Annotated in this window: 15 protein-coding genes and 1 pseudogene; 8 read left to right on the top strand and 8 right to left on the bottom strand. The window is 72.8% G+C overall.

The features are described 5' to 3' along the window. Positions 1-53 precede the first annotated feature (53 nt). Positions 54-1,346 carry a class I SAM-dependent RNA methyltransferase gene (locus PWG71_RS20975; RefSeq protein ID WP_274811627.1) on the top strand — a complete coding sequence of 431 codons (1,293 nt, stop codon included), beginning with the start codon at positions 54-56 and terminating at the stop codon, positions 1,344-1,346. Between the two features lie 169 nt (positions 1,347-1,515). Here the strand turns inward: PWG71_RS20975 and PWG71_RS20970 are convergent, their stop codons facing one another. Next, positions 1,516-2,772: an FAD-dependent oxidoreductase gene (locus tag PWG71_RS20970; RefSeq protein ID WP_274811626.1), complete on the bottom strand. Its 1,257-nt coding sequence runs from the start codon at positions 2,770-2,772 to the stop codon at positions 1,516-1,518. A 144-nt stretch (positions 2,773-2,916) separates the two neighbouring features. Here PWG71_RS20970 and PWG71_RS20965 point away from each other — a divergent pair. After that, positions 2,917-3,249 (top strand): annotated as a pseudogene (locus PWG71_RS20965) (DUF427 domain-containing protein); the annotation flags it as partial. A gap of 46 nt (positions 3,250-3,295) precedes the next feature. Here PWG71_RS20965 and PWG71_RS20960 read toward each other — a convergent pair. Further along, on the bottom strand, positions 3,296-4,210 hold the full coding sequence (locus PWG71_RS20960; RefSeq protein WP_274811625.1) for an EamA family transporter: 915 nt from the start codon (positions 4,208-4,210) through the stop codon (positions 3,296-3,298). Positions 4,211-4,445: 235 nt separating this feature from the next. Here PWG71_RS20960 and PWG71_RS20955 point away from each other — a divergent pair, with 235 nt between their 5' ends. Then, positions 4,446-4,883, top strand: a complete 438-nt coding sequence (locus tag PWG71_RS20955) for a protein-tyrosine phosphatase family protein (RefSeq protein ID WP_274811624.1) — start codon at positions 4,446-4,448, stop codon at positions 4,881-4,883. Here the strand turns inward: PWG71_RS20955 and PWG71_RS20950 are convergent. From PWG71_RS20950 to PWG71_RS20930, 5 genes are all read right to left on the bottom strand, one after another. Beyond that, positions 4,880-5,914, bottom strand: a complete 1,035-nt coding sequence (locus PWG71_RS20950) for a hypothetical protein (RefSeq protein WP_274811623.1) — start codon at positions 5,912-5,914, stop codon at positions 4,880-4,882. The two genes, PWG71_RS20955 and PWG71_RS20950, sit on opposite strands and share 4 nt — an antisense overlap. Before the next feature lie 131 nt (positions 5,915-6,045). Next, a complete protein-coding gene (locus tag PWG71_RS20945; protein WP_274811622.1) occupies positions 6,046-7,602 on the bottom strand; it encodes a hypothetical protein in 1,557 nt (518 codons plus the stop codon). After that, on the bottom strand, positions 7,599-8,483 hold the full coding sequence (locus PWG71_RS20940) for an ATP-binding cassette domain-containing protein (RefSeq protein ID WP_274811621.1): 885 nt from the start codon (positions 8,481-8,483) through the stop codon (positions 7,599-7,601). Before PWG71_RS20940 ends, PWG71_RS20945 begins: the two co-directional genes overlap by 4 nt. Continuing rightward, complete coding sequence (locus PWG71_RS20935) at positions 8,480-9,283, bottom strand: zf-HC2 domain-containing protein (RefSeq protein WP_274811620.1); 804 nt, start codon at positions 9,281-9,283, stop codon at positions 8,480-8,482. Before PWG71_RS20935 ends, PWG71_RS20940 begins: the two co-directional genes overlap by 4 nt. After that, complete coding sequence (locus tag PWG71_RS20930; protein WP_274811619.1) at positions 9,280-9,870, bottom strand: RNA polymerase sigma factor; 591 nt, start codon at positions 9,868-9,870, stop codon at positions 9,280-9,282. The genes PWG71_RS20935 and PWG71_RS20930 overlap by 4 nt, the downstream gene beginning before the upstream one ends. Before the next feature lie 111 nt (positions 9,871-9,981). Here PWG71_RS20930 and PWG71_RS20925 point away from each other — a divergent pair, with 111 nt between their 5' ends. The 5 genes from PWG71_RS20925 to PWG71_RS20905 all read left to right on the top strand — a co-directional run bounded on the left by PWG71_RS20925 (position 9,982) and on the right by PWG71_RS20905 (position 19,961). Continuing rightward, positions 9,982-10,917: an LLM class F420-dependent oxidoreductase gene (locus tag PWG71_RS20925; RefSeq protein WP_274811618.1), complete on the top strand. Its 936-nt coding sequence runs from the start codon at positions 9,982-9,984 to the stop codon at positions 10,915-10,917. Positions 10,918-11,250: 333 nt separating this feature from the next. Next, a complete protein-coding gene (gene acnA, locus PWG71_RS20920; protein ID WP_446725067.1) occupies positions 11,251-14,013 on the top strand; it encodes an aconitate hydratase AcnA in 2,763 nt (920 codons plus the stop codon). Between the two features lie 209 nt (positions 14,014-14,222). Continuing rightward, positions 14,223-16,190, top strand: coding sequence for a hypothetical protein (locus PWG71_RS20915; RefSeq protein ID WP_274811616.1), 1,968 nt, complete (start codon positions 14,223-14,225; stop codon positions 16,188-16,190). 58 nt (positions 16,191-16,248) lie between these two features. Further along, a complete protein-coding gene (locus PWG71_RS20910; protein WP_446725070.1) occupies positions 16,249-17,484 on the top strand; it encodes a hypothetical protein in 1,236 nt (411 codons plus the stop codon). Positions 17,485-17,777: 293 nt separating this feature from the next. After that, entirely contained in the window at positions 17,778-19,961 is a 2,184-nt protein-coding gene (locus tag PWG71_RS20905; RefSeq protein ID WP_274811614.1) for a serine/threonine-protein kinase, read from the top strand. A gap of 41 nt (positions 19,962-20,002) precedes the next feature. Here PWG71_RS20905 and PWG71_RS20900 read toward each other — a convergent pair whose 3' ends face one another. Next, positions 20,003-20,656 carry a TetR/AcrR family transcriptional regulator gene (locus PWG71_RS20900; protein ID WP_274811613.1) on the bottom strand — a complete coding sequence of 218 codons (654 nt, stop codon included), beginning with the start codon at positions 20,654-20,656 and terminating at the stop codon, positions 20,003-20,005. Positions 20,657-20,732: the final 76 nt, after the last annotated feature.

The following is a 20,732-nucleotide window of genomic DNA, read 5'->3' as shown; positions in this document are numbered from 1 at the left end:
GACGCCCCGTGGACGCCGCCGCAGCACATCCGCGATCCCTGAGGAGCACCGTCATGACCAGTGTCGGGAACGAGTTCGAACTGACCGTCGAGGACGTCGCACACGGCGGCTGGTGTGTGGGCCGCCACCAGGGACAGGTGGTGTTCGTCCGCCACGCCCTGCCCGGAGAGCACGTACGGGTCCGGGTCACCGAGCGCACCAGCAACCTGTTGCGCGCCGACGCGATCGAGATCCTCACCGCCTCCCCCGACCGCGTCCAGGCGCCCTGCCGGTTCGCCGGGCCCGGCGCCTGCGGCGGCTGCGACTGGCAGCACGTCACCCCCGAGGCCCAGCGCGGGCTCAAGGCGAAGGTGGTCACCGACCAGCTGCGCCGCATCGCCGGGATCGAGCGCGAGGTCGTCGTCGAGGAACTGCCCGACGCGCCCGGCGGGCTCGGCTGGCGCACCCGGGTGCGGTTCGCGGTGGACGCGGACGGGAACCCGGGGCTGCGCCGCCACCGCTCCCACGACATCGAACCCGTCGACCGCTGCCTCATCGCCCACCCCGGCGTCAGCGAACTGGGCGTCACCGAACTGCCCTGGCCGGGCGTGCGCGAGGTCGAGGCGGTGGCCGCGGCCGAACGGGCCGACCGGGCGATCGTGGTCACCCCGACCGGGGCCAAGCTGGGCACCCTGCCCGAGCTGAAGGCCTCCAGCGCGGTGCTGCGCCGCTTCAAGGGCGGTCGCATCCAGCAGGTGCGCGGCCGGCGCGGGGTCCGCGAGATCGTCGACGGCCGCGAGTTCCGGGTGGGCGCGGGCGGGTTCTGGCAGGTGCATCCGGCCGCCGCCCGGGTGCTCACCGCGGCGGTGCTGGGCGCGCTCGTCCCCAAGCCCGGTGAGACCGCGATGGACCTGTACTGCGGCGCCGGACTGTTCACCGCCGCGCTGGCCGAGGCGGTCGGCCCGGAGGGGCGTGCCATGGGCGTGGAGAACGGCACCGACGCGGTGCGCGACGCCCGGTACAACCTGCGCGATCTGGAGCAGGTGCGGATCGAGCAGAACGACGTGGCCGCCCAGCTGCGCGAGTGGGCCGACGTGCGGGCCGACGTCGTCGCCCTGGACCCGCCCCGGGCCGGCGCCGGCGCCGAGGTGGTCCGGTCGATCGCCGGGACCCGCCCGCGCGCGGTGGCCTACGTGTCGTGCGACCCGGCCACGCTCGCCCGCGACCTGGCCGAGTTCGAGCGCGTCGGGTACCGGCTGACGGGCCTGCGCGCCTTCGACGCCTTCCCGATGACCCACCACGTGGAGTGCCTCGCGGTGCTGGAGCCGGTCAACCCGGCCCGTCGCCACCGCGAACCGCGGGACTAGGCGGCCGGTACGACCGGCACGTGTTCCAACGCCCTTCCGTGCCGTCGGGGATCGACGCGGCGGCCGAAGGCTCCCGTTCTCCGGGCGTGCCGAGCACGAACCGGCGCGGGGTTCGAAGAACACGCCCCGCGCCGTGCGCCGGGCCGGGGGACCGGCGCACGGTCCGGTGTCACCGCCCGGCGAGATCGGCCAGCACCGCGGCGGCCGCCCGGTCCCCGCTGACCATCGCCCCCTGGAGCGAGGGCGTGTCGCGGTGGTCCCCGGCCACGTACAGGCCCTTCTCCAGTCGGACGGGGCGGCGCAGATCGCCCATCGGCGGCGGCGCCGCGGGCAGGGCGTCCGGTACGTGCACCGTGTCCACGTGTTCCCAGTCGCCGCCGTCCGTTCCCAGGATCCGGGCCGCCTCGGCGCGGACCTCCGCCTCGGAGGGCTGTTCGGGGCCGACGGTCGAGGAGGCGATCAGGGCCCGTCCGGGAGGCGCGTAGGACGGAACGGTGGCCGTCATCACCATGACGCCGCTCAGCCGGGTCCCGCCCCGCTCGGAACGCCCGTCCACGTGCAGCAGCGGGTCCTCGTACCGCCGCGCGGGCCGGGAGTGGAAGTAGGTGGTGGCGGGACGGAGGGTCGGCGCGGGGAGCGAGGGCAGCAGTCGGGTGACCGCGCCCGGCCCGACCGCGACCACGACCGCCCGGGCCCTGACGGATCCGGCGTCGGTCCGCACCCGTCCGAGGGCGACTTCGCGCACGGGCGTTCCCAGGATGATCCGTGTGCCGCCGGTCCGTGCCGCGAGCTGTTCGGTCACGGCCCGGACGCCCGCTTCGGGCACGGCCAGTCGGCCGCGGGCGAAACTGCGCCACACCAGGTCGTTGACCCGGCTGGACGTGCTCAGGGACTCGTCGAGGAAGACACCGGTCAGGAAGGGGCGCACCAGGGTGTTCACGGCCCGTACGCCCAGGCCGCTCCGGCGCAGCGCCGTCAGGGTGTCGGTCTCGGGACGCCTCTTGATCCGGTCCGACGGCTCCAGCGCGTCGGCGCCCACCATGCGCAGCAGGCGCACGAGGTCCGAGGGTCGCACGACGGAGCCCGAGAGCAGCGACAGGGCCGACAGGGCACCGGAGGGCGACACCTCCAGTCGCAGGAGTCCGCGGTCGGTGCGCACGGCGATCCCCTTGGGGAACGCGTGCAGGCGCAGGGCGTCCAGGTCCAGGTGACGGCGGACCGCCGGGTAGGCGGTGTTGAGCACCTGGAAGCCCCGGTCGAGCACATGGCCGTCCCGCACGGTGCTGCGGACGCGTCCCCCCACGCTCTCCTCCGCTTCCAGCACGGTCACGTCGAGGCCCCATGCCGCCAGGTCGGCCGCGGCCACCAGCCCGGCCACCCCTGCTCCCACGATCACGACGTCACAGCGTTCGGGCAGGTCGCTCATGCGGAACAGCCTAGGTCGGCCCCGGCCTCCCGGCGCGTCCTCGCCCCGGCGAGCCGTGAGAAGGGCGCCGCCGGTCGGCCTCGGAGCGGCCACCGCGCGGTCGGCCCGCGCGGGGTAGTCTCGGCGGCGAGAGGGAGGATCACCATGGCAGAACAGGGCAGGGTCCCCGGGACCGCTCACCCCATCACCGTCCGACCCGCCGACACGCGCGTGGTCGCACGGGTCGGCGACCGCGTCATCGCCGACACCACGGCGGCGTTGACCCTGCGGGAGGCCTCCTACCCGCCGGTCCACTACCTTCCGCTCGCCGATGTGGACCCCGAGGTCCTGCGGTCGAGCCCGACCACCACCTACTGCCCCTACAAGGGGACCGCCACCTACCGCACGGTCACGGTCGACGGCACCGAGCTGGTCGACGCCCTGTGGGTCTACGAAGAGCCCTACCCCGCGGTCGCGGAGATCGCCGGGCACGCGGCCTTCTACCCCGACAAGGTCCAGGTCACCGCGCGGGGCCCGCGAGGGGTCAGTGCCGGCGCGGCGACGGCGTGCGCAGCACGGCCAGGCCCAGCACGAGCACGCCCAGTCCGATCCACGACACCGTCGCCAGGCGCTCGTGCAGCACCAGCACGCCCAGCAGCGCGGCGACCGCCGGTTCGGCGAGGGTCAGCGTGGTGGCCACCACCGCCGGGGTGTGCCGCAGCCCCCGACCGAACAGCCGGTAGGCGCAGAACACGGTGAACACCGCCAGGTACAGGGCGACCGCCGCCCCGCTCGCGGTGGCCAACCAGCCCGTGCCCAGGGCGAGGACGATCGGCAGGGCCACCAGGCCGCCGCCCAGGAACAGGGCGCCCATCACCGGGGAGGACCCGTGTCCGCCCCGGATGAGGCGTTCGGCGATGAGCGCGTAGGCGGAGTAGGAGAACCCCGCGGTCAACGCGGCCAGCACACCGAGCGGGCGCACCGGGTCGGCACCGCCCTCCGACCCCAGGACCAGTACCGCGCAGCCGATCACCGCCGCCGCGGTCGCCACGGCCCAGCGGACGTCGGGCCGCCTGCGGTCCGCCCACCAGGCCAACAGCCCGGAGAAGACCGGCGAGGAGCCCAGGGTGATCACGGTGGCGACGGCCACCCCGGCCTCGGCCGCGGCCGGATAGAAGGTCAGCGGATACCCGGCCACGGCCACGGCGCCCGCGGCGAGCAAGCGCCGGGTGGCCCGGTCGCTCCGGGTGATGAGCGACCAGGAGCCCCGGCCGGTCAGGAACAGCAGGAACCCGCCCAGGACGAGTCCGGTGGCGCCCACCGCCGCGGCGGGGGCCTGGGCGGGGCCCAGGGAGGCGGCGGTGCCGGTGGTGCCCCACAGGACGGCCGCGGCGAGGATCGGCAGGGGGCCCCGGAGCAGGGTCGGGGCGGGGGTCGTCGAAGAAAGGTCGTGCGACACGGTCGTGTTCTCTCCGTCATCGTGCGGTGGGGACGTCCGGTGCGGGCGCACGACGATGGCCGACCGCGCTGCGGTCGGGGACTCCTCAGGAACGGGGGAGTGCGGTGCGCCCGGTCAGGCGCACGGAGGGGGCAGCACGACGTGCCAGTGCGGGTTCTTCACGGAAGCCAGGGTAATGCACATCCGCTCATCGGATCTCTTTCCGGGCGGCGACGGCCGCGTCTAGTCTCACCGGATGACCGACACATGGAACCCCGACGCTCCCGGCGTCCTGCGCCTGCCCTCGGGGCGGCTGGTCCGGGGACGGCCGCTGGCCCGTCCCCTCCCCGAGGGTCCGACCCCCGACCTGGGCCTGTACCTGCTGGGTCACGCCCCGCCCTCGGTCCCCTGGGAGGGACGCTGGGTGCGCTGGCCCGACTTCCGCCTCCCCGCCGACCCCGAGTCCCTGTCCCGCGAGCTGACGGCGGCCTTGGAACGCGCCGCCGACGAACGCGTGGAGTTCGCCTGTCTGGGCGGTCGGGGGCGCACCGGCACCGCCCTGTCCTGCCTGGCCGTCCTCGACGGGGTCCCCCCGCAGGAGGCCGTCGCCTACGTGCGGGAGAACTACTCCCCGCACGCCGTCGAGACCCGCCGCCAAGAGCGCTTCGTCGCCGGGTTCGGTTCTGCGGTCTAACCCTCGTCCGTGGGGTGGTGGGTACGGCGGCGGGCCAGGTAGAGGACCAGACCGCCGCCGCCCAGGGCCAGGACCCCCGCCGTGACCAGCGCGGCCAGCGCGGCCCCGGTGATGGGCAGGCCCGAGGGCCCTGCTTCGGAGCCTTCGCCGTCGTCGGCGGCGGGCGCGGGGGGCGGTGAGGACTTCTCCGCGCCCTCGGGCGTCCCGTCGGCACCGTCGGTGCCCCCGTCAACGCCTCCGTCCGTCTCGTCCGCCGGAGGTTCGGTGCCCTCCTCCGACGGCTCCCGGGCGTCGTCGTCCCGTTCCTCGGCCGGCCCATCGGTCTCGGGGGCGTCCCGTTCACCGGTTCCGCCGGTGGGGCACTCCACGGCCACGGCGGCCATCGTGAGGTCGAACAGCTCGGTCTCGTCGACGGTGGCCACGACGGCGGTGTGGATCCGCCCCTCCCCGGTGTCGTCCCCGTCGGGCACCCGGTCGGTCACCGTGACCTCGGCGGTGCGTCCGTCGGGCAGCGTGACGTCGGTGGTCTCCCCGGTGTCCGACGGGGAGACGGTGGTGCCGAACACGGTGACGGTCCGTTCGTCCTCCGGGCCGGTCTCCCACGTGAGGTCACCGGAGAAGTCACAGGTGAGGGAGTTGTACAGCGGCCCGACCTCGACGGCGGGCACGTCGGCCCCGGGCAGCGCCAGGGTGAGCCCACCGAGTTCGGCGACCGCCTCCGCGCGTCCCTCCCCCGTCGCCGTGGTGTTGACCGACACCTGGGTGGGCCCCACCACCGACACCGGTCCGAGGAGGCCGCCGGGGTCGTTCCCGGTGTCGGCCGTCAGCCGTTCCCCGCCGACCTCGGAGCTGACGTAGATGGTGCCCCAGAGCCCTTCGACGCCGCCCTCACCCGGCGCGACGGACAGACCCACGAGGGTGCCGCTCGCCGTCGCCGGGAACGCCGGGGCGGCCAGGGCGGGCGCGATCGACACCGGAGCCGCGACGACGCCCAGGGCGGTCGCGCAGGCGACGGTACGGCGAAGACTCAACGGTTGTCCACCTCGCGGAAGGCCCGACGCGGCACGGCGCCGGGAATGTGACGGATGATCGCGAGTCTAAGGACCGTCCGGCAAAGCGACGGGAAAGTCCGCGCCGGCGCGCCGAGCCGTGTCGGCGCGGGTCAGGCGGGCGTCCGGTGGGAGGGGGCGCACGGGGGTGAATCCACGTCCCACGCCTGGTAAACGCCCTTCTCCAGTTCGGGGAAGACGGCGTCCCACGACTTCCCCGGGGCCGGTTCCGTGCTCGCGTCGGTGATGGGGATCTCCAGCTCCCGGGCCAGTTCCGGGGTGCTCATCTCCCCCGAGGCGATCCGGTCCCAGTGCCCGTGCACCACCGCCGACACCTCGTCGTGCGGCCGTTCGGTGAGGGCCCGTGCCACCTCCAGGTCGATGGGCGAGGCGGTCAGCTCGCTCAGGACGCCCGCCAGGGAGTCGGCCCGGTCCAGCCCTTCGAGGCCGTGCCGGGAGGTGACGGTGTCCACCACCCAGGCGATCACCGGGGTCCGTGCCTGACCGTTGGACCGGCAGAAGGAATCCCCGTAGGGACCGGTGTCCGATATCGCCATCCCCAGGGCCTTGCGCAGGAAGTCCAGGAACACGTACCCCTGCCAGTAGGCCCAGTCGGGGTCGAGGTCGTCGTAGAGGACCAATACCGGCCGGTCCGTCTCGGGAAGGGAGCGGTCGTAGTAGAGGGCGTCCTGCCACACCAGCGGCGCCCCCTCCCGGGCGGAGGCCGGAAGCTCCCCCAGGACCTCGGAGAGGGTGGAGTGCCAGTTCTCGGCCCAGGGCTCGTAACCGGGCAGCGGGCAGTAGGTCAGCCCGTCCAGTTCCAGGCAGGGGGCGGGCCCGTCGACCCCGTAGACCTCGTCGTCGGCGTACGACCGGTCCCAGGGGTTCGCCCGGTTCCCCTGGACGGTCACCCCGAACGCGCCGGCCCCCAGCACCACCGCCGTCACCGTGGACGTGACCAGGACCCGGCCCCGCCGACGGGCGCCCACGACCAGGGCCGTCAGCATGCCCGTCATCAGGAGCGTGTAGACCAGCGAGAACAGGGTCGGTTCGGCCAGGGACACGGAGGGGTTCTGAAAGGGGCTGATGACCTGCTGGGCGGCCGTCGTCGCCCGCGACACCGCGTTGTTGAACCGCTCCGACAGCAGGAAGCCGTTGTAGACCAGGTACACGGGCAGGCACAGGGCGACGATGATCAGCGGCAGGTACGACCGGGTCCACACGGACAGGAGGAGGGACGCCAGCGGACCGGCCGCCACCATCAGGAAGGGCACCGGCAGCGCGAAGGGACTGACGATCCCCACCGGACCCCCGGGGTCGTCCGTGTACATGAAGAGGGCGATCGCGCCCAGGAGGAGCCAGAGGGGCGGGAGCGCGGCCAGCGCCACCGACAGGGTTCGGCCGGTGCGCTCCAACGGGGTCGTGGAGGTGCCCGGATAACGTGCCTCGCGCACGGCCGAGGGGGTCACGGCGGCGAACCCGACGGCTCCCAAGAGCAGGCCGATGAGGGACAGGATGCTGTACCACTCCTCGACGGAGGAGGAGAACTCGTTGGACACCACCCAGACGTAGAGGGCGGTCAGCAGGGCTCCGGGGAGCAGGAACGGCCCGCGCACCAGCCGCAGTGTGTTGAACAGGGTCAGCCGGGCGAAGATGACGGTGCGCCTCACCGCCCCTCCGTCCCCGAGACGCCGATCAGCAGCAGGTAGGCGTCCTCCAGTGTGGGTTCCACCGCGGTGAAGGACGGTCCGGGCGCACCCGCCGTCTCCGGGGTCAGGACCCGGTGGCGCCCGTCGGGCAGCCGCCAGGAGGTGAGGCCGATCCCCGGATCCCCGGTGCCCTCCCACACGTGCCCCCGCGCGCGGTCGACCAGGTCGCCCGGGGCGCCGTCGAAGACGACGCGCCCCCCGTCCAGACACACGATGTGCCCGCACAGCGCGGCCACGTCCTCGATCTGGTGGGTGGACAGGACCACGGTGCTGCGCGTGGCCAGGTGCGAGACCAGGTTGCGGAACCGGATGCGCTGCTCGGGGTCCAGCCCCACCGTCGGCTCGTCCAGCAGCAACAGGTCGGGGTCGCCCATCAGGGCCGAGGCCAGGGCCAGGCGCTGTCGCATGCCCCCCGACAGTCGGCGCACCCGGCTGTGCCGCCGGTCGTACAGCCCCACCTGGCGCAGCACCCGGCGCACCTCGTCGTGTCGGGCCCGGCGCCCGCCCAACTCCTTGAGCACGGCCATGTAGTCGAGCAGCGCGAACGCGGTGAAGTGCGGGTAGAAGTCGGGGTTCTGCGGCAGGTAGCCGAGCCTGCGTCGGATCTCGGTGCGTTCGGTCGTCCTGCCCGGGTCGCGGCCGAGCAGCCGCAACTCACCGGAGGTGGGGTCCAGGTCGGTGGCCAGGCAACGCATGAGGGTCGTCTTGCCCGCGCCGTTGCGGCCCAGCAGACCGGTCACCCCCGGACCCAGGTCCAGGTCCACCCCGTCCAGGGCGGCCCGGGTGCCGTAGCGGCGGGTCACCCCGCGCAGGCGCACGGGCCCGGTGAGGGTGAGGCTCACGCGACCCTCACCCTGAACACGAGCGCGCCGACCAGGGTGGCCAGGAGCACGCCCCACCACATCTGCGCCTGCGGGGCGAACACCCCGAGGGGGACCCCCTGTCCGGACAGGGAGACCAGGATCAGGCCCAGCACCCACAGTCCGCCCACGACCCCGGAGGCCACGCTCAGGTGCATCATCCGGCCGAGCAGGAGGGAACCGGAGACCAGGGTCAGAGCCGGCAGCAACCAGAAGATCGCGTCCCAGGCGGTGACGGTGTGGGGCAGCAGCAGCCCCGCCCCGGTGCACAGCAGCAGCGCCGGTACCAGGACCGCGCAGGTGCGCAGGAAGAGCAGGCGCTGGCCGGCCATGGGCGTGACGGAGGCCAGGGTGTGCGCGGGGTCGATCCCCCGCCCGTAGGCCAGGGCCACCCCGACCAGGGGCACCACCGGTGCGAGGAAGACGAACATCAGGGAGCCGCGCGGCAGGGTGTGCGCGGCGGCCAGCGCCGCGATCAGCACCACCACGGTGGAGCCGAGCCAGGCCTGGTACAGGCGCGGCGTCGCGGCGAGCAGCTTGGCGGTCTCCGCGCGCAGTCCGGTGTGCGACAGCAGCGTCTCCACCACGCCCCGACGGGGGCGGTCGACGACGTCGCGGAGCGAGGCCCAACCGTCGGCCAGCCACTCCTCGTCGGCGGGCAGCATGGAACGGCAGGGTGGGCAGTGCATCAGATGGGCCTCCACCGACATCGCGGTGATCTCGTCGGTTCTTCGGGCCGCGTAGTCGTGTGCCTGGGCCGGGGTCAAGTGCCAACCGCTCATGACGTCAATGCCTCCCGTAGACGCGCCTTGGCGCGCATCACCCGTGTCTTGACGGTGCCTTCGGGGATCTGGAGTATCTGTGCGGCCTCTCTCACGGTGAGACCGTCCAGGATGGTCGCCTGGATGGCGGCCCGCAGTTCGGGGGACAGGGAGTGCAGCGCCGCGCCCAACGGTCCGTGCTCGATGTTGAGCAGCACCGTGTCCTCCGCGGAGGCGTCCCCGATGGTCTCGTAGGGTTCGGTCTCCAGTTCGCCGATCCATCGATTGGCCCGTTTGCGCAACTGGGAGATGAGCTGGCGGATGGCGATGGTCCACAACCAGGCGCCGGCGTCGGTGTCCCCCGGTCTGGGGGTGAAGGAGGCGGCGCTCTTCCACACGGCCAGGAAGGTCTCCTGGAGCGCCGCGTCGACCTGGTCGGGATCCGAGCACCGGTAGTTCAGACGGGCCCGCAACCAGGGGGCGTGTCGTCGGTGCAGGATCTCCAGGGCCTCCGCCTCGCCCGCGGCGATGGCGGTCAACAACACCGGGTCGGCGCTGTCGGGGCCGTAGGAGGGTACGCGGCGGCGTGCGCGTCGAAGCAGCTTCACGGTCGGGTTATCGCTCGTCGCTCGGTGGTCGGTTCACGGGAAGGGGGCCTTTTCGACGCTACCCGCGCGGCGAGGGGCGATCGTCCTCCGCGGTGGGAGAAAATGGGCCTTATGCGCCTGAGGATCTTCCTTGAGCCCCAGCAGGGGGCCACCTACGAGGACCAGCTCGCGGTCGCCCGCGCGACCGAGGAGGCCGGATTCGAGGCTCTTTTCCGCTCGGACCATTATCTGCGCATGGGCGATCGCTCCGGCGGCCTGCCCGGACCGACGGACGCGTGGATCACACTGGCGGGTCTGGCCCGGGAGACCTCGCGCGTCCGGTTGGGCACGCTGATGACGGCGGCGACCTTCCGCCACCCGGGGCCGTTGGCGATCGCGGTGGCCCAGGTGGACCGGATGAGCGGCGGCCGGGTGGAGTTCGGGTTCGGCGCGGGGTGGTTCGAGGAGGAGCACGCCGTCTACGGCATCCCGTTCCCCCGGACCGCACGGGAGCGTTTCGACCGCTATGAGGAGCAGCTGGACATCATCACCGGCCTGTGGTCCACACCGGTCGGGGAGACCTTTCGTTACGAGGGCGGGCACTATCGCCTGGCGGAGGGGCCCGCGTTGCCCAAGCCGTGGCAGACCCCCGGTCCGCCGGTGGTCATCGGCGGTACCGGTCCGCGCCGCACGCCCCGCCTGGCGGCCGTGTTCGCCGACGAGTACAACGTGCCGTTCTGCTCGGTGGCCGACACCGGGGCCGCCTTCGGGCGGACGCGGAAGGCCGTCGTGGACCTCGGGCGGACGAAGCCGATGGTCTACTCGGCGGCGCAGGTGCTGTGCGTGGGGCGCGACGAGGCGGAGATCGCCCGGCGGGCCGAGCGCATCGGCCGCGAGGTGGACGAGCTGCGACTGAACGGTCTGGCCGGGACGCCCGACGAGGTGGTGGAGAAGATCGGCCGGTTCGGTGAACTCGGCGCGGAGCGGATGTACCTGCAACTGCTCGACATGGCCGATCTGGAGCACCTGGAACTGGTGGCGGACCGGGTGGCGCCGCAGTTGGACTGAACGGGGGGCCGCCGACGGGGGGCCGGGGCCCTCCCGATAACTTGATATCGAGATACAAGTGGGATAACTTGATATCAAGATAAAAGAGGGTTCCCCCCGACCCGGGCCGGGCGCCCGGGTGTGTGACGTCGACCTCTCGACGTCGCCCGGCCCCGAGCATCACGGGCGTCCGCGCGCAGCGGACCGCCTGACCTGTGACGAGTGGTGTCGTCGCAGGTCATGGCCGCTTCCGAGAGGTCGGATACGGTCGGAGGACACCCCCGCGGCCCTCCGTCCACCCGGCGACCGGTTAGGGCGGCCTCAATAGGTCCCGCATCCGTCCCATGGGGCAGGATGCCAGGGACAAAGTGGCGAGATCAGGAGGCAGACACCGTGTCCGCGAACAGCTTCGGCGCCCGTGACACGTTGCGCGTTGGCGACGAGTCGTACGAGATCTTCCGGTTGGACGCCGTGGAGGGCTCCAACCGACTTCCCTACAGCCTGAAGGTCCTCCTGGAGAACCTTCTGCGCACCGAGGACGGCGCGAACGTCACCGCCGACCACATCCGCGCCCTGGGCGGCTGGGACCCCAAGGCCCAGCCCAACCAGGAGATCCAGTTCACCCCGGCCCGGGTGATCATGCAGGACTTCACCGGCGTTCCCTGTGTCGTCGACCTCGCCACCATGCGCGAGGCCGTCCGCGACCTGGGCGGCGACCCGGACAAGATCAACCCGCTCGCCCCCGCCGAGCTGGTGATCGACCACTCCGTCATCGTCGACCTGTTCGGTACCCCCGACGCGTTCGAGCGCAACGTCGAGATCGAGTACGAGCGCAACCAGGAGCGGTACAAGTTCCTGCGCTGGGGCCAGACCGCCTTCGACGAGTTCAAGGTCGTCCCGCCCGGCACCGGCATCGTGCACCAGGCCAACATCGAGCACCTGGCCCGCGTCACCATGAGCCGGGGCGGCCAGGCCTACCCCGACACCTGCGTCGGCACCGACTCGCACACCACCATGCAGAACGGCCTGGGCATCCTGGGCTGGGGCGTCGGCGGCATCGAGGCCGAGGCCGCCATGCTCGGCCAGTCGATCTCCATGCTCATCCCGCGCGTGGTCGGCTTCAAGCTGACCGGGCAGCTCAAGCCCGGCACCACCGCCACCGACCTCGTGCTCACCATCACCGAGCAGCTCCGTCGACACGGTGTGGTCGGCAAGTTCGTCGAGTTCTACGGCGACGGCGTCACCTCCGTGCCGCTGGCCAACCGCGCCACCATCGGCAACATGAGCCCCGAGTTCGGTTCCACCGCCGCGATCTTCCCGATCGACGACGAGACCATCCGGTACATGCGCCTGACCGGCCGCTCCGAGCAGCAGGTCGCCCTGACCGAGGCCTACGCCAAGGCCAACGGCTTCTGGCACGACCCCGCCGTCGAGCCCGAGTTCTCCGAGTACCTGGAGCTCGACCTGGGCGACGTCGTCCCGTCGATCGCCGGCCCCAAGCGCCCGCAGGACCGCATCGTCCTGACCGAGGCCAAGCAGACCTGGCGCCACGACGTGCGCGACTACGTCGAGGACGAGGTCGACGAGGCGGGCGAGGAGTCCTTCCCGGCCTCCGACGCCCCGGCCCAGGCCGCCAACGGCGCCCGGCCGCACAAGCCCGTCAAGGTCACCATGGCCGACGGCACCGAGACCGAGGTCGACCACGGCGCCGTCGTCATCGCCGCGATCACGTCCTGCACCAACACCTCCAACCCGTCGGTCATGCTGGGCGCCGCCCTGCTGGCCAAGAAGGCGGTGGAGAAGGGCCTGTCCCGCAAGCCGTGGGTCAAGACCTCCATGGCCCCGGGCTCCAAGGTCGTCACCGAGTACTACGAGCGCTCCGGCCTGACCCCGTACCTGGACAAGCTCGGCTTCAACCTGGTCGGCTACGGCTGCACCACCTGCATCGGCAACTCCGGCCCGCTGCCGGAGGAGATCTCCAAGGCCGTCCAGGACAACGACCTGGCCGTCACCGCGGTGCTGTCCGGCAACCGCAACTTCGAGGGCCGGATCAACCCGGACGTCAAGATGAACTACCTGGCCTCGCCGCCGCTGGTGGTCGCCTACGCCCTGGCCGGTTCCCTCGACGTGGACATCACCACCGAGCCCCTGGGCATCGGCAAGGACGGACAGCCGGTCTACCTGGCCGACATCTGGCCGACCGCCGAGGAGATCCAGGAGGTCATGGACTCCGCGATCGCCGCCGACATGTACGAGTCGGCCTACGCGGACGTCTTCGCCGGTGACGACCGGTGGCGCTCGCTGCCCACCCCGACCGGCAACACCTTCGAGTGGGAGGCGGAGTCCACCTACGTCCGCAAGCCCCCGTACTTCGAGGGCATGGACCAGAGCCCGTCCCCGGTCACCGACATCACCGGTGCCCGCGTTCTGGCCAAGCTGGGCGACTCGGTCACCACCGACCACATCTCCCCGGCCGGTGCCATCAAGCCGGGCACCCCGGCGGCCGATTACCTCAAGGCCCACGGTGTGGAGCGTCGCGACTTCAACTCCTATGGTTCCCGTCGCGGCAACCACGAGGTGATGATCCGCGGCACGTTCGCCAACATCCGCCTGCGCAACCAGATCGCGCCGGGCACCGAGGGCGGCTACACCCGCGACTTCACCCGGCCCGAGGGCCCGGTGTCGTTCATCTACGACGCCGCGCAGAACTACGCGGAGCAGGGCACCCCGCTGGTCGTCCTGGGCGGCAAGGAGTACGGCTCCGGCTCGTCCCGCGACTGGGCGGCCAAGGGCACCAGCCTGCTGGGCGTGCGCGCCGTCATCACCGAGTCCTACGAGCGCATCCACCGCTCCAACCTGATCGGCATGGGCGTCCTTCCCCTACAGTTCCCGGAGGGGCGGAGCGCGGACTCCCTCGGCCTGACCGGCGAGGAGACCTTCTCCATCACCGGCGTGACCGGGCTGAACGAGGGGCGCATCCCCGCCACGGTGAAGGTGAGCACCGACACCGGCGTCGAGTTCGACGCCGTGGTGCGCATCGACACCCCGGGTGAGGCCGACTACTACCGCAACGGCGGCATCCTGCAGTACGTGCTGCGCCAGCTGATCGCCCAGTAGCGGAAACGGTTCCCCGCTCGCGCGCCCGATCGGCGCGGGGCGCGGTCCAGGGGGCCGCCATCGTCCGAACGACGATGGCGGCCCCTTCTCCGTTTCCCCGCCCTTCGAGGCCGGACCGGCCATCGTCGCCGGTCGGAAGGGGTCGGTGCGGGGGAGACGAACGAGGATCCGCCCTACGGATGTCCGTAATGAGGTACTAGGCTCTGCCCATGCCCATCCCTCACCGTGCCCGCGGCCCTCTCCGCGCACTCCTCCTCACGGTGGCGCCGGCCCTGCTGCTCCTCTCTGCCCCCGCCGCGGCCGATACCGCCGATCCCACCCACTCCGGGCCCGCGACCGTCGGGCCACAGGCGACCTACGCCGAGCACTACGCCGGACTGCTGGCCGAGCACCCCGAGGGCGCGGCCGTGGTGGTGGACGGGGCCGTGGGCGGCCTGACGCCCCCCGAGGAGATGACCGACGCGCTGCACGGGACCTTCGCGTCCCTCGGGGTGCCCTATCACGTGGTGGTCACGCCCTTCCTCGGTGCGGGCAGCGACGCCGGCATGGACGAGATCCTGCCCGCCGTGCACGACCGACTCGGCGCGGACGGCCTCTACGTGATCCTGCCGCCGGAGGGCGGCGTCACCGAACTGCGCGCCTACGGGATCGACCTGTCGGTGGACGCCGGACGGGACGCCGTGTACGCCGCCGACGTGTACGGTTCCCCGGCCCACGAGGTCGCCCGGGTCATGGTCGAGGGAATGGCCGACCCCTCCTCGGTGGAGGCGGCGCGCGACGAGGAGGAGCCGCGGGAGGGGGCGCTGAGCGCCTTCCTGGACGACATCGACCCCACGCGTCACAACGGACCCGAGAACCTCGGTTTCCTGGTGGGGGCGGCGGGTGGCGCGATCCTGTGCGTGGGCGGTTGGGTCGCCTGGCGCCAGGGACGCCGCGGCCGACTCGTCGGGTCGATCGTGGCCGTCCTGGTCCCGCTGTCCCTGACCGGCGCGGCCGTCGCCTCCACCTACCAGTGGATGATGAGCGCGCCCGTCGGCGGGCACGAGGTGGCCGACGCCGAGGACTTGGTCCGGCTGGAGGCCCCCTACGTGGTGTCCACCGGGCGGGTCGAGGCCATCGCCGCCCATCTGGCCGAGGAACCGCTGTACGTCGACCCGATCATGCCCCTGCCACGGGAGGGCCTGGAGAGGGTGCCCGGGCTCCTCGCCGACGCCCCCGTGCCCGTGTACGCGGCGGTGGTGACGATGAACCACCACGATGAGGCCGAAGGCCACGCCGAGGTCCTGGCCGCCGCGCTGGCGTCGGTGGCCGAGGAGGACGGTGTGTACATCGTCGTCGGCTCCGGCATCATCGCACCCGATGTCGGGGCTGCCGCGCACGGGCTGGAGATCGACCCGTACACGCTGTGGTCCCCCATGGCCTTCAACGAGGGGGCCACCCCGGCCGCCGCCTTGGAGCAGGCCGTGGCCGACGTGGCGGAGATGGAGTTCACCCCGGGCGACGGGTACGAGCCGCTGTTCGCCGACGACGAGCCGCACCTGCCCGGTCCGCGCGGCGAACGCTACTGGTCGGGCGGGCTCGTCCCCGCGCTCCTGATCGTGGGTCCCTTCCTGGCCGCCTGCGCGATCGGCCTCACCTACCTCGCCGTCTTCCTGGCACGGGTTCGCGCCGCAGGGGCCGACCTCACGATCCGGAGCCCGCGCGCGCTGCGCCGCGTCGCGCTCCGTGAGACGGGTCTGCTGCGCGGACTGCTGGAGAGGGAGCCGGATCGGATCCCGACCCCCTTCATGGCGCAGGCGGAGGCCGCGCTCATGCTCATGGACCGTGATCCCGAAGGGCTCGACCTGCTCGGGGTCGCCGTACTGGCCCGCCGGGTGCTGGCCGTCGCCGACGACCCGGACGCCGAGACGGAGCCCTGTTCCGTCGACCCGCTGCACCCGTTCGCCGTCGAACGCGCGCGTTCCCGGATCGGCGGCGGTGGACGGACCCCCCTGTGCGGCGCGTGCGCGGAACTCCACGACTCCGAACGCGAGAAGCGGATGCTCCGACTCCGCACCCGGAGCACGGCGCACTCCTACCGGCGGGACCCGGACACCCCGTGGATCCGTCACCGCTTCGGGGCCCACCGGCCCGATCAGATGGTCGAACTGCTGCTCAAGGAGACGCGTGTCCACTGACCCCCGTGAGACGCCCGACCGCCCCTTCCGGGCGGCCCTGCGGGCGTCGGTACCGCTCATGATCCTGGCCGCGGTCCTGCTCGGCGGCCCCCCGGTCCTGGCCGCCGACACGGAGGCGCCCGCGAGCCCGGCGCAGGAGATCGCCGCCGCACTGGCCGAGTCCCCGGTCCTGGTGGACCCCGCCTACGAGGACGCCTTCTCCGTCGAGGCGCGCGAACGCACCGTGCGGCGGATCGAGGAGGGCGACCTGGACCTGTACGTCATCGTCGTCCCGCTCGTCGAGGGCGACCCCTGGGACGGGGACGCCTCGGCGCTCGCCTCGGCCGTCCACGACCGCATGGGCGGCGGCGAACGCCACTACCTGGTCTACGACCGTCGCGGCGACCTCGAAGGAGAGGACCTGGGCGGCGCCCCGGACGACCGGGGCCGGCCCGCCCTCTACGGCGCGCTCACCGCGAGCTACGTGACCATGGGCGGGCAGAGGACACTGCCCACGCTGGTGGACGCCGCCGTGGAGGCCGCCCTCTCCGACGATCCCGAGGCCGCCTACGAGGAGGCCCAGGAGGCCTACTACGACGAGATCGGGGGACCACCGGACGTCTCCGGTACCCCGGCCGGCGCGGCATGGATCCCCTGGGTCGCGGTCGCGGGGGCCCTCGTCCTGATCGGCCTGGCGGTCCCGCTGTACCGGATCGCCGTCCGTCCACGGGACCGTCGCCGCGCGTCCGCGCCCCTCACCCAGCACGCCGCGTTCGACAACGCCGACCGCGCCCGCCTGGAGTCCCTGGTCGAGCGCGGGGAACGCGACCTCATCGAACTGGGGGAGCGGCTCAGCGCCGACTCCGGTGCCGCCCGGGGGAATCTGTCCCGGGCCCTGGACGCCCGCGACGCCGCCGCGCGGGTGCACGACCGGATGATCGCCGAGGGGCCCACCCTGACCGACGCGGTCGGTGTGCTCGTCCTGCTGGACCTCGCCGAGGACGCCCTCGCGGGGTCGCGCACCCCGCGACGCCCCTGTTACGCCAACCCGCTGCACGGCAACGACACCGGGCAGATCCAGTGGCGCGAGTTCGGCGGCTCCCGCACGATCCGGGTGCCGCTGTGCCCGGAGTGCGCCCGCGCCGTGCGCGACCGGGTCCGCCCCACGGTGCTGCCCGCCGAGTACGAGGGGAGGTCCGTCCCCTACTACGAGGTGCCCGCCGAGGAGAGCGTGTGGGCCGCGACCGGGTACGGCGTCCTCACCGACGACCTGGTCGAGCGGATCCTGCGCGGTGCGCACCGACCCGCCCGCTGACCGGTCCATGACGGCGACGGGGTTCACGTGACCGCCGTTGCGGTGGGGACGGTGATCCGTCGTAAGGTGGTCCTGGAAAAGCGGTCGATTCGGACCCGACGGAACCCGCGATGTTCCTCGGTCCGTGAGACGGTCCCGGTCGCCCCGCCCTCGGGGCGCCACCGTGTGTCGGCGCCACGTACGCGTGTTCGCGATGTCCCTGCCCCGTTCATCCCGGTCGCACCGTTCGGGGAAGGCCCCGACCACCGCCCGGCGCATCACCGTCACCCCGGGCGGTCCGTGTTCGGAAAGGCATGATGTTGAACGACGCTGCGGACGACTCCGTCCTGGGCGGTTACCGCCTGGTGCGCTCCCTGGGGCGCGGCGGGTTCGGCGAGGTGTTCCTCGGTGAGGCCGAGGACGGCACCCGGGCCGCCGTGAAGGTACTGCACGCCTCCTGGGCGGGTGACGCGGACATGCGCCGCCGGTTCGCCGCCGAGGTGGAGCAGGCCCGGCGGGTGAGCGGGTTCTGTGTGGCGGCGATCCTGGACGCCGACCCCGAGGGCGAACGGCCCTGGATCGCCACCGAGTACATCGACGGCCCCACCCTCCAGCGCGCCGTCGCCGAGGAGGGACCGCGCCGAGGCGTGGAGTTGCAGCGGCTGGCGGTCAACACGGCGACGGCACTGGCGGCGGTCCACGCCGCCGGGGTGGTGCACCGGGACCTCAAACCCGACAACATCATGCTCGCCCCCGACGGCCCCCGGGTGATCGACTTCGGCATCGCCCGAGCCGTGGAGACCACCTCGGTGACCGCCAGCGGTGTGGTGGGCACCATCGGGTACATGGCGCCCGAACAGTTGGAGGGCGCCCGGCTCACCTCCGCCGTGGACGTCTTCTCCTGGGGCGCGGTGATGGTCTACGCGGCCACCGGCCAAGAGGCCTTCCAGGCCCCCACTCAGGCCTCGCGCATCGCCCGGATCCTCGGCGGCACGCCGGATCTGGGAGACCTGCCCGAACCCCTCCGGGGCATCGTCCACCGGTGTCTGGACAAGGACCCGGAGCGCAGACCGGACGCCTCGGCCCTGCTCACCCTGCTCATCGCCGGCCCGAACGGGGTGACCGCGGCCGGTCCGGGCGCCTCGGCCGCGCCCACGCTCGTCGCGCCGGTGGTGGACCCCACCCGGGTCGCCCCCGCGCCGGTGGTGGACCCCACCCGGGTGGCACCGCACCACGGCGTCGACCCCACGCGCTCCTACACGCGGGTCGCCCCGAGCCGGGCCCTTCCCGCCGCGCCGTCGCCCGCCCCCCACACCGGCCCCGGCACCCCGGTGCCCGTCCCGCCGTCCTACGCCGGTCCGGGCGCCGTCGGCGGGTCGGCCCGCCACACCGGCATCGGCGGTGTGCCCCCCTACCACTTCGTCGGGATCCGCTTCACCGACCCGGGCGCGCTCGCCGAGGCGATGCAGGCGAACTGGGGCGCCGCGGTCCGGGTGTTCGGCGACGCCACCGAGCGCGCCGCCCTGGGCGCCTGGCTCATGAACGACCTGGGCGACACGATCGTCGACCGCGCCCTGTTCCGGCGGCACGCCGACGACGCGAACCTCGCCCTGGCCTCCTTCATCGCCCAGCTCCGCCCCGATCTGCCGCCGGCCTTCCGCGGTCTGGGCGCCACCCTGCCCGAACTGGCCGAACTGTTCTCGGACCCGCGCCCGGTGATCACCGGGGCGCCGATGTCCAACGAGATGGCCCTGCTGGCCCGCCCCGCGGTCCTGCGGCTCATGGGCCTGCACCACGGCGCCGATCCGGGGGCGTACCAGCGCCTGGCCGACTCCCTGGACACCGCCGAGCACGCCGGCAACGCCTTCCATCAGGAGCTCACCGGCGGGCTCGCCGGGTGGCGGGCGGCCGTCCCCAACGTCAACCCCGCGCTCATCCTCACCTTCCTCCTGCATCCGGAACGGATGACACCGCCCTCCAACGGCGGTGACAACGGGGTGGGGGAGTGGATCGACATCCTGTGGCGGCGGGTGGACGCCTCGCCCGGACCGGTCGGCGTGGGCCACGCGGCCGCGATCTACGGCGCCCTCGCCACCCTTCAGGCGCTGGCCCGCCAGCGCCGTTACTGGGAGGAGCGCTACACCGAGGTCTCCACCGAACACGAGACGCTGCACGCCAAGGTCGAACAGCAGCAGCGCTTCTTCCGGATCCGCCGTTACTGCAACCACGCCCTCTTCTGTCTCCCCATCGGCCTGGTGCTCGACCTCTCCGGCCGGGCCGAGGTGCTCGGCGGGCTCCTCATCTCGGTGGCCGTTCTCGCGTTCTGCGTCTCGGTCGTGCTCTCGATGGTCCTACGGGTCGGTTACGGCGATCCGGTCCGTCGCGGGCAGCGGGTGATGGAGCTGAACAACGCCGCCGCCCGCCTTCCCGAACTCACCTCCGGTGTGGAGCGCATCCGCGCCGACCTGCTCCACGCCCGCCGACTCACCGGCGGCTGACCGGGTCCCGCGTCCGGTGCCCTCCTCGTTCCCGGCCCCTCTCACGCACCGCTCTCCGCCCACGGGCGGGGGGCGGTCTCCGTGGCCAGGGCCGACAGTCGGGCCACGACCGCGGCGCGGGCCAGCCGGTAGGGTCCCTCCAGGTCGTCCTCCAGCAGGGAGTCGGAGTTGGCGGTCTCCAGGAACGAGGCCAGCTCGAACACCAGCAGGTCCACGTCGGTGTCGGCGGCCAGCTCACCCAGCTGCACGGCGTCCGTGGCGCCGCGGGTGAGCAGGTCGCGCCATTCGCCGCGGATCCGCGCCAGGGCGTCGCGCACCCGCCCGGGGCGGGACTCGAACTCGGCGTTGACGGTGTAGAAGAAGCAGCCCCCCGGGAACACCCGTCCGCGCGAGTACTCCGACCAGTTCTCGAAGAGCCGCCACAGCCTTTCGAGGCCGGGGCGGGCCTCCATGGCCCCGATCGCCACGTGGTCGGCGAAGATGCGCCGACCGGCCCGTATCGCGGCCAGTTGCAGCTCCTCCTTGGAGCCGAAGTGGGCGAACACCCCGCTCTTGCTCACCTGGAGTTCCTTGGCCAGACGGCCCAGGGAGAGCCCCTCCAGCCCCTCCACCGAGGCGATGTCCACCGCGCGGCGCAGCACGGCGCGCCGGGTCTGGTCGCCCCGCTGCACACGGCCGTCGGTCCGAGTCCTCATGCGCGCCTCCCGCACCGTCCCTCGCCGGACGGTCCTTGTTCGAACGACAGGTCGGTTACAAGGCCAGAATAGCCGC

This window comes from Nocardiopsis sp. N85 (assembly GCF_028882275.1).
Lineage (GTDB): Bacteria > Actinomycetota > Actinomycetes > Streptosporangiales > Streptosporangiaceae > Nocardiopsis > Nocardiopsis lambiniae.
Note: the sequence above shows the minus strand (reverse complement) of the source record. Positions and strands in the feature narration are given on the sequence as shown.

What these genes read in the sequence shown, in the direction of transcription:
- acnA (WP_446725067.1), top strand. Translation starts at nt 11,251, where the DNA reads ATGCCAGGGACAAAGTGGCGAGATCAGGAGGCAGACACCGTGTCCGCG.
- PWG71_RS20925 (WP_274811618.1), top strand. Translation starts at nt 9,982, where the DNA reads ATGCGCCTGAGGATCTTCCTTGAGCCCCAGCAGGGGGCCACCTACGAG.
- PWG71_RS20905 (WP_274811614.1), top strand. Translation starts at nt 17,778, where the DNA reads ATGATGTTGAACGACGCTGCGGACGACTCCGTCCTGGGCGGTTACCGC.
- PWG71_RS20915 (WP_274811616.1), top strand. Translation starts at nt 14,223, where the DNA reads ATGCCCATCCCTCACCGTGCCCGCGGCCCTCTCCGCGCACTCCTCCTC.
- PWG71_RS20935 (WP_274811620.1), bottom strand. Translation starts at nt 9,283, where the DNA reads ATGAGCGGTTGGCACTTGACCCCGGCCCAGGCACACGACTACGCGGCC.
- PWG71_RS20955 (WP_274811624.1), top strand. Translation starts at nt 4,446, where the DNA reads ATGACCGACACATGGAACCCCGACGCTCCCGGCGTCCTGCGCCTGCCC.
- PWG71_RS20975 (WP_274811627.1), top strand. Translation starts at nt 54, where the DNA reads ATGACCAGTGTCGGGAACGAGTTCGAACTGACCGTCGAGGACGTCGCA.
- PWG71_RS20910 (WP_446725070.1), top strand. Translation starts at nt 16,249, where the DNA reads ATGATCCTGGCCGCGGTCCTGCTCGGCGGCCCCCCGGTCCTGGCCGCC.
- PWG71_RS20970 (WP_274811626.1), bottom strand. Translation starts at nt 2,772, where the DNA reads ATGAGCGACCTGCCCGAACGCTGTGACGTCGTGATCGTGGGAGCAGGG.
- PWG71_RS20900 (WP_274811613.1), bottom strand. Translation starts at nt 20,656, where the DNA reads ATGAGGACTCGGACCGACGGCCGTGTGCAGCGGGGCGACCAGACCCGG.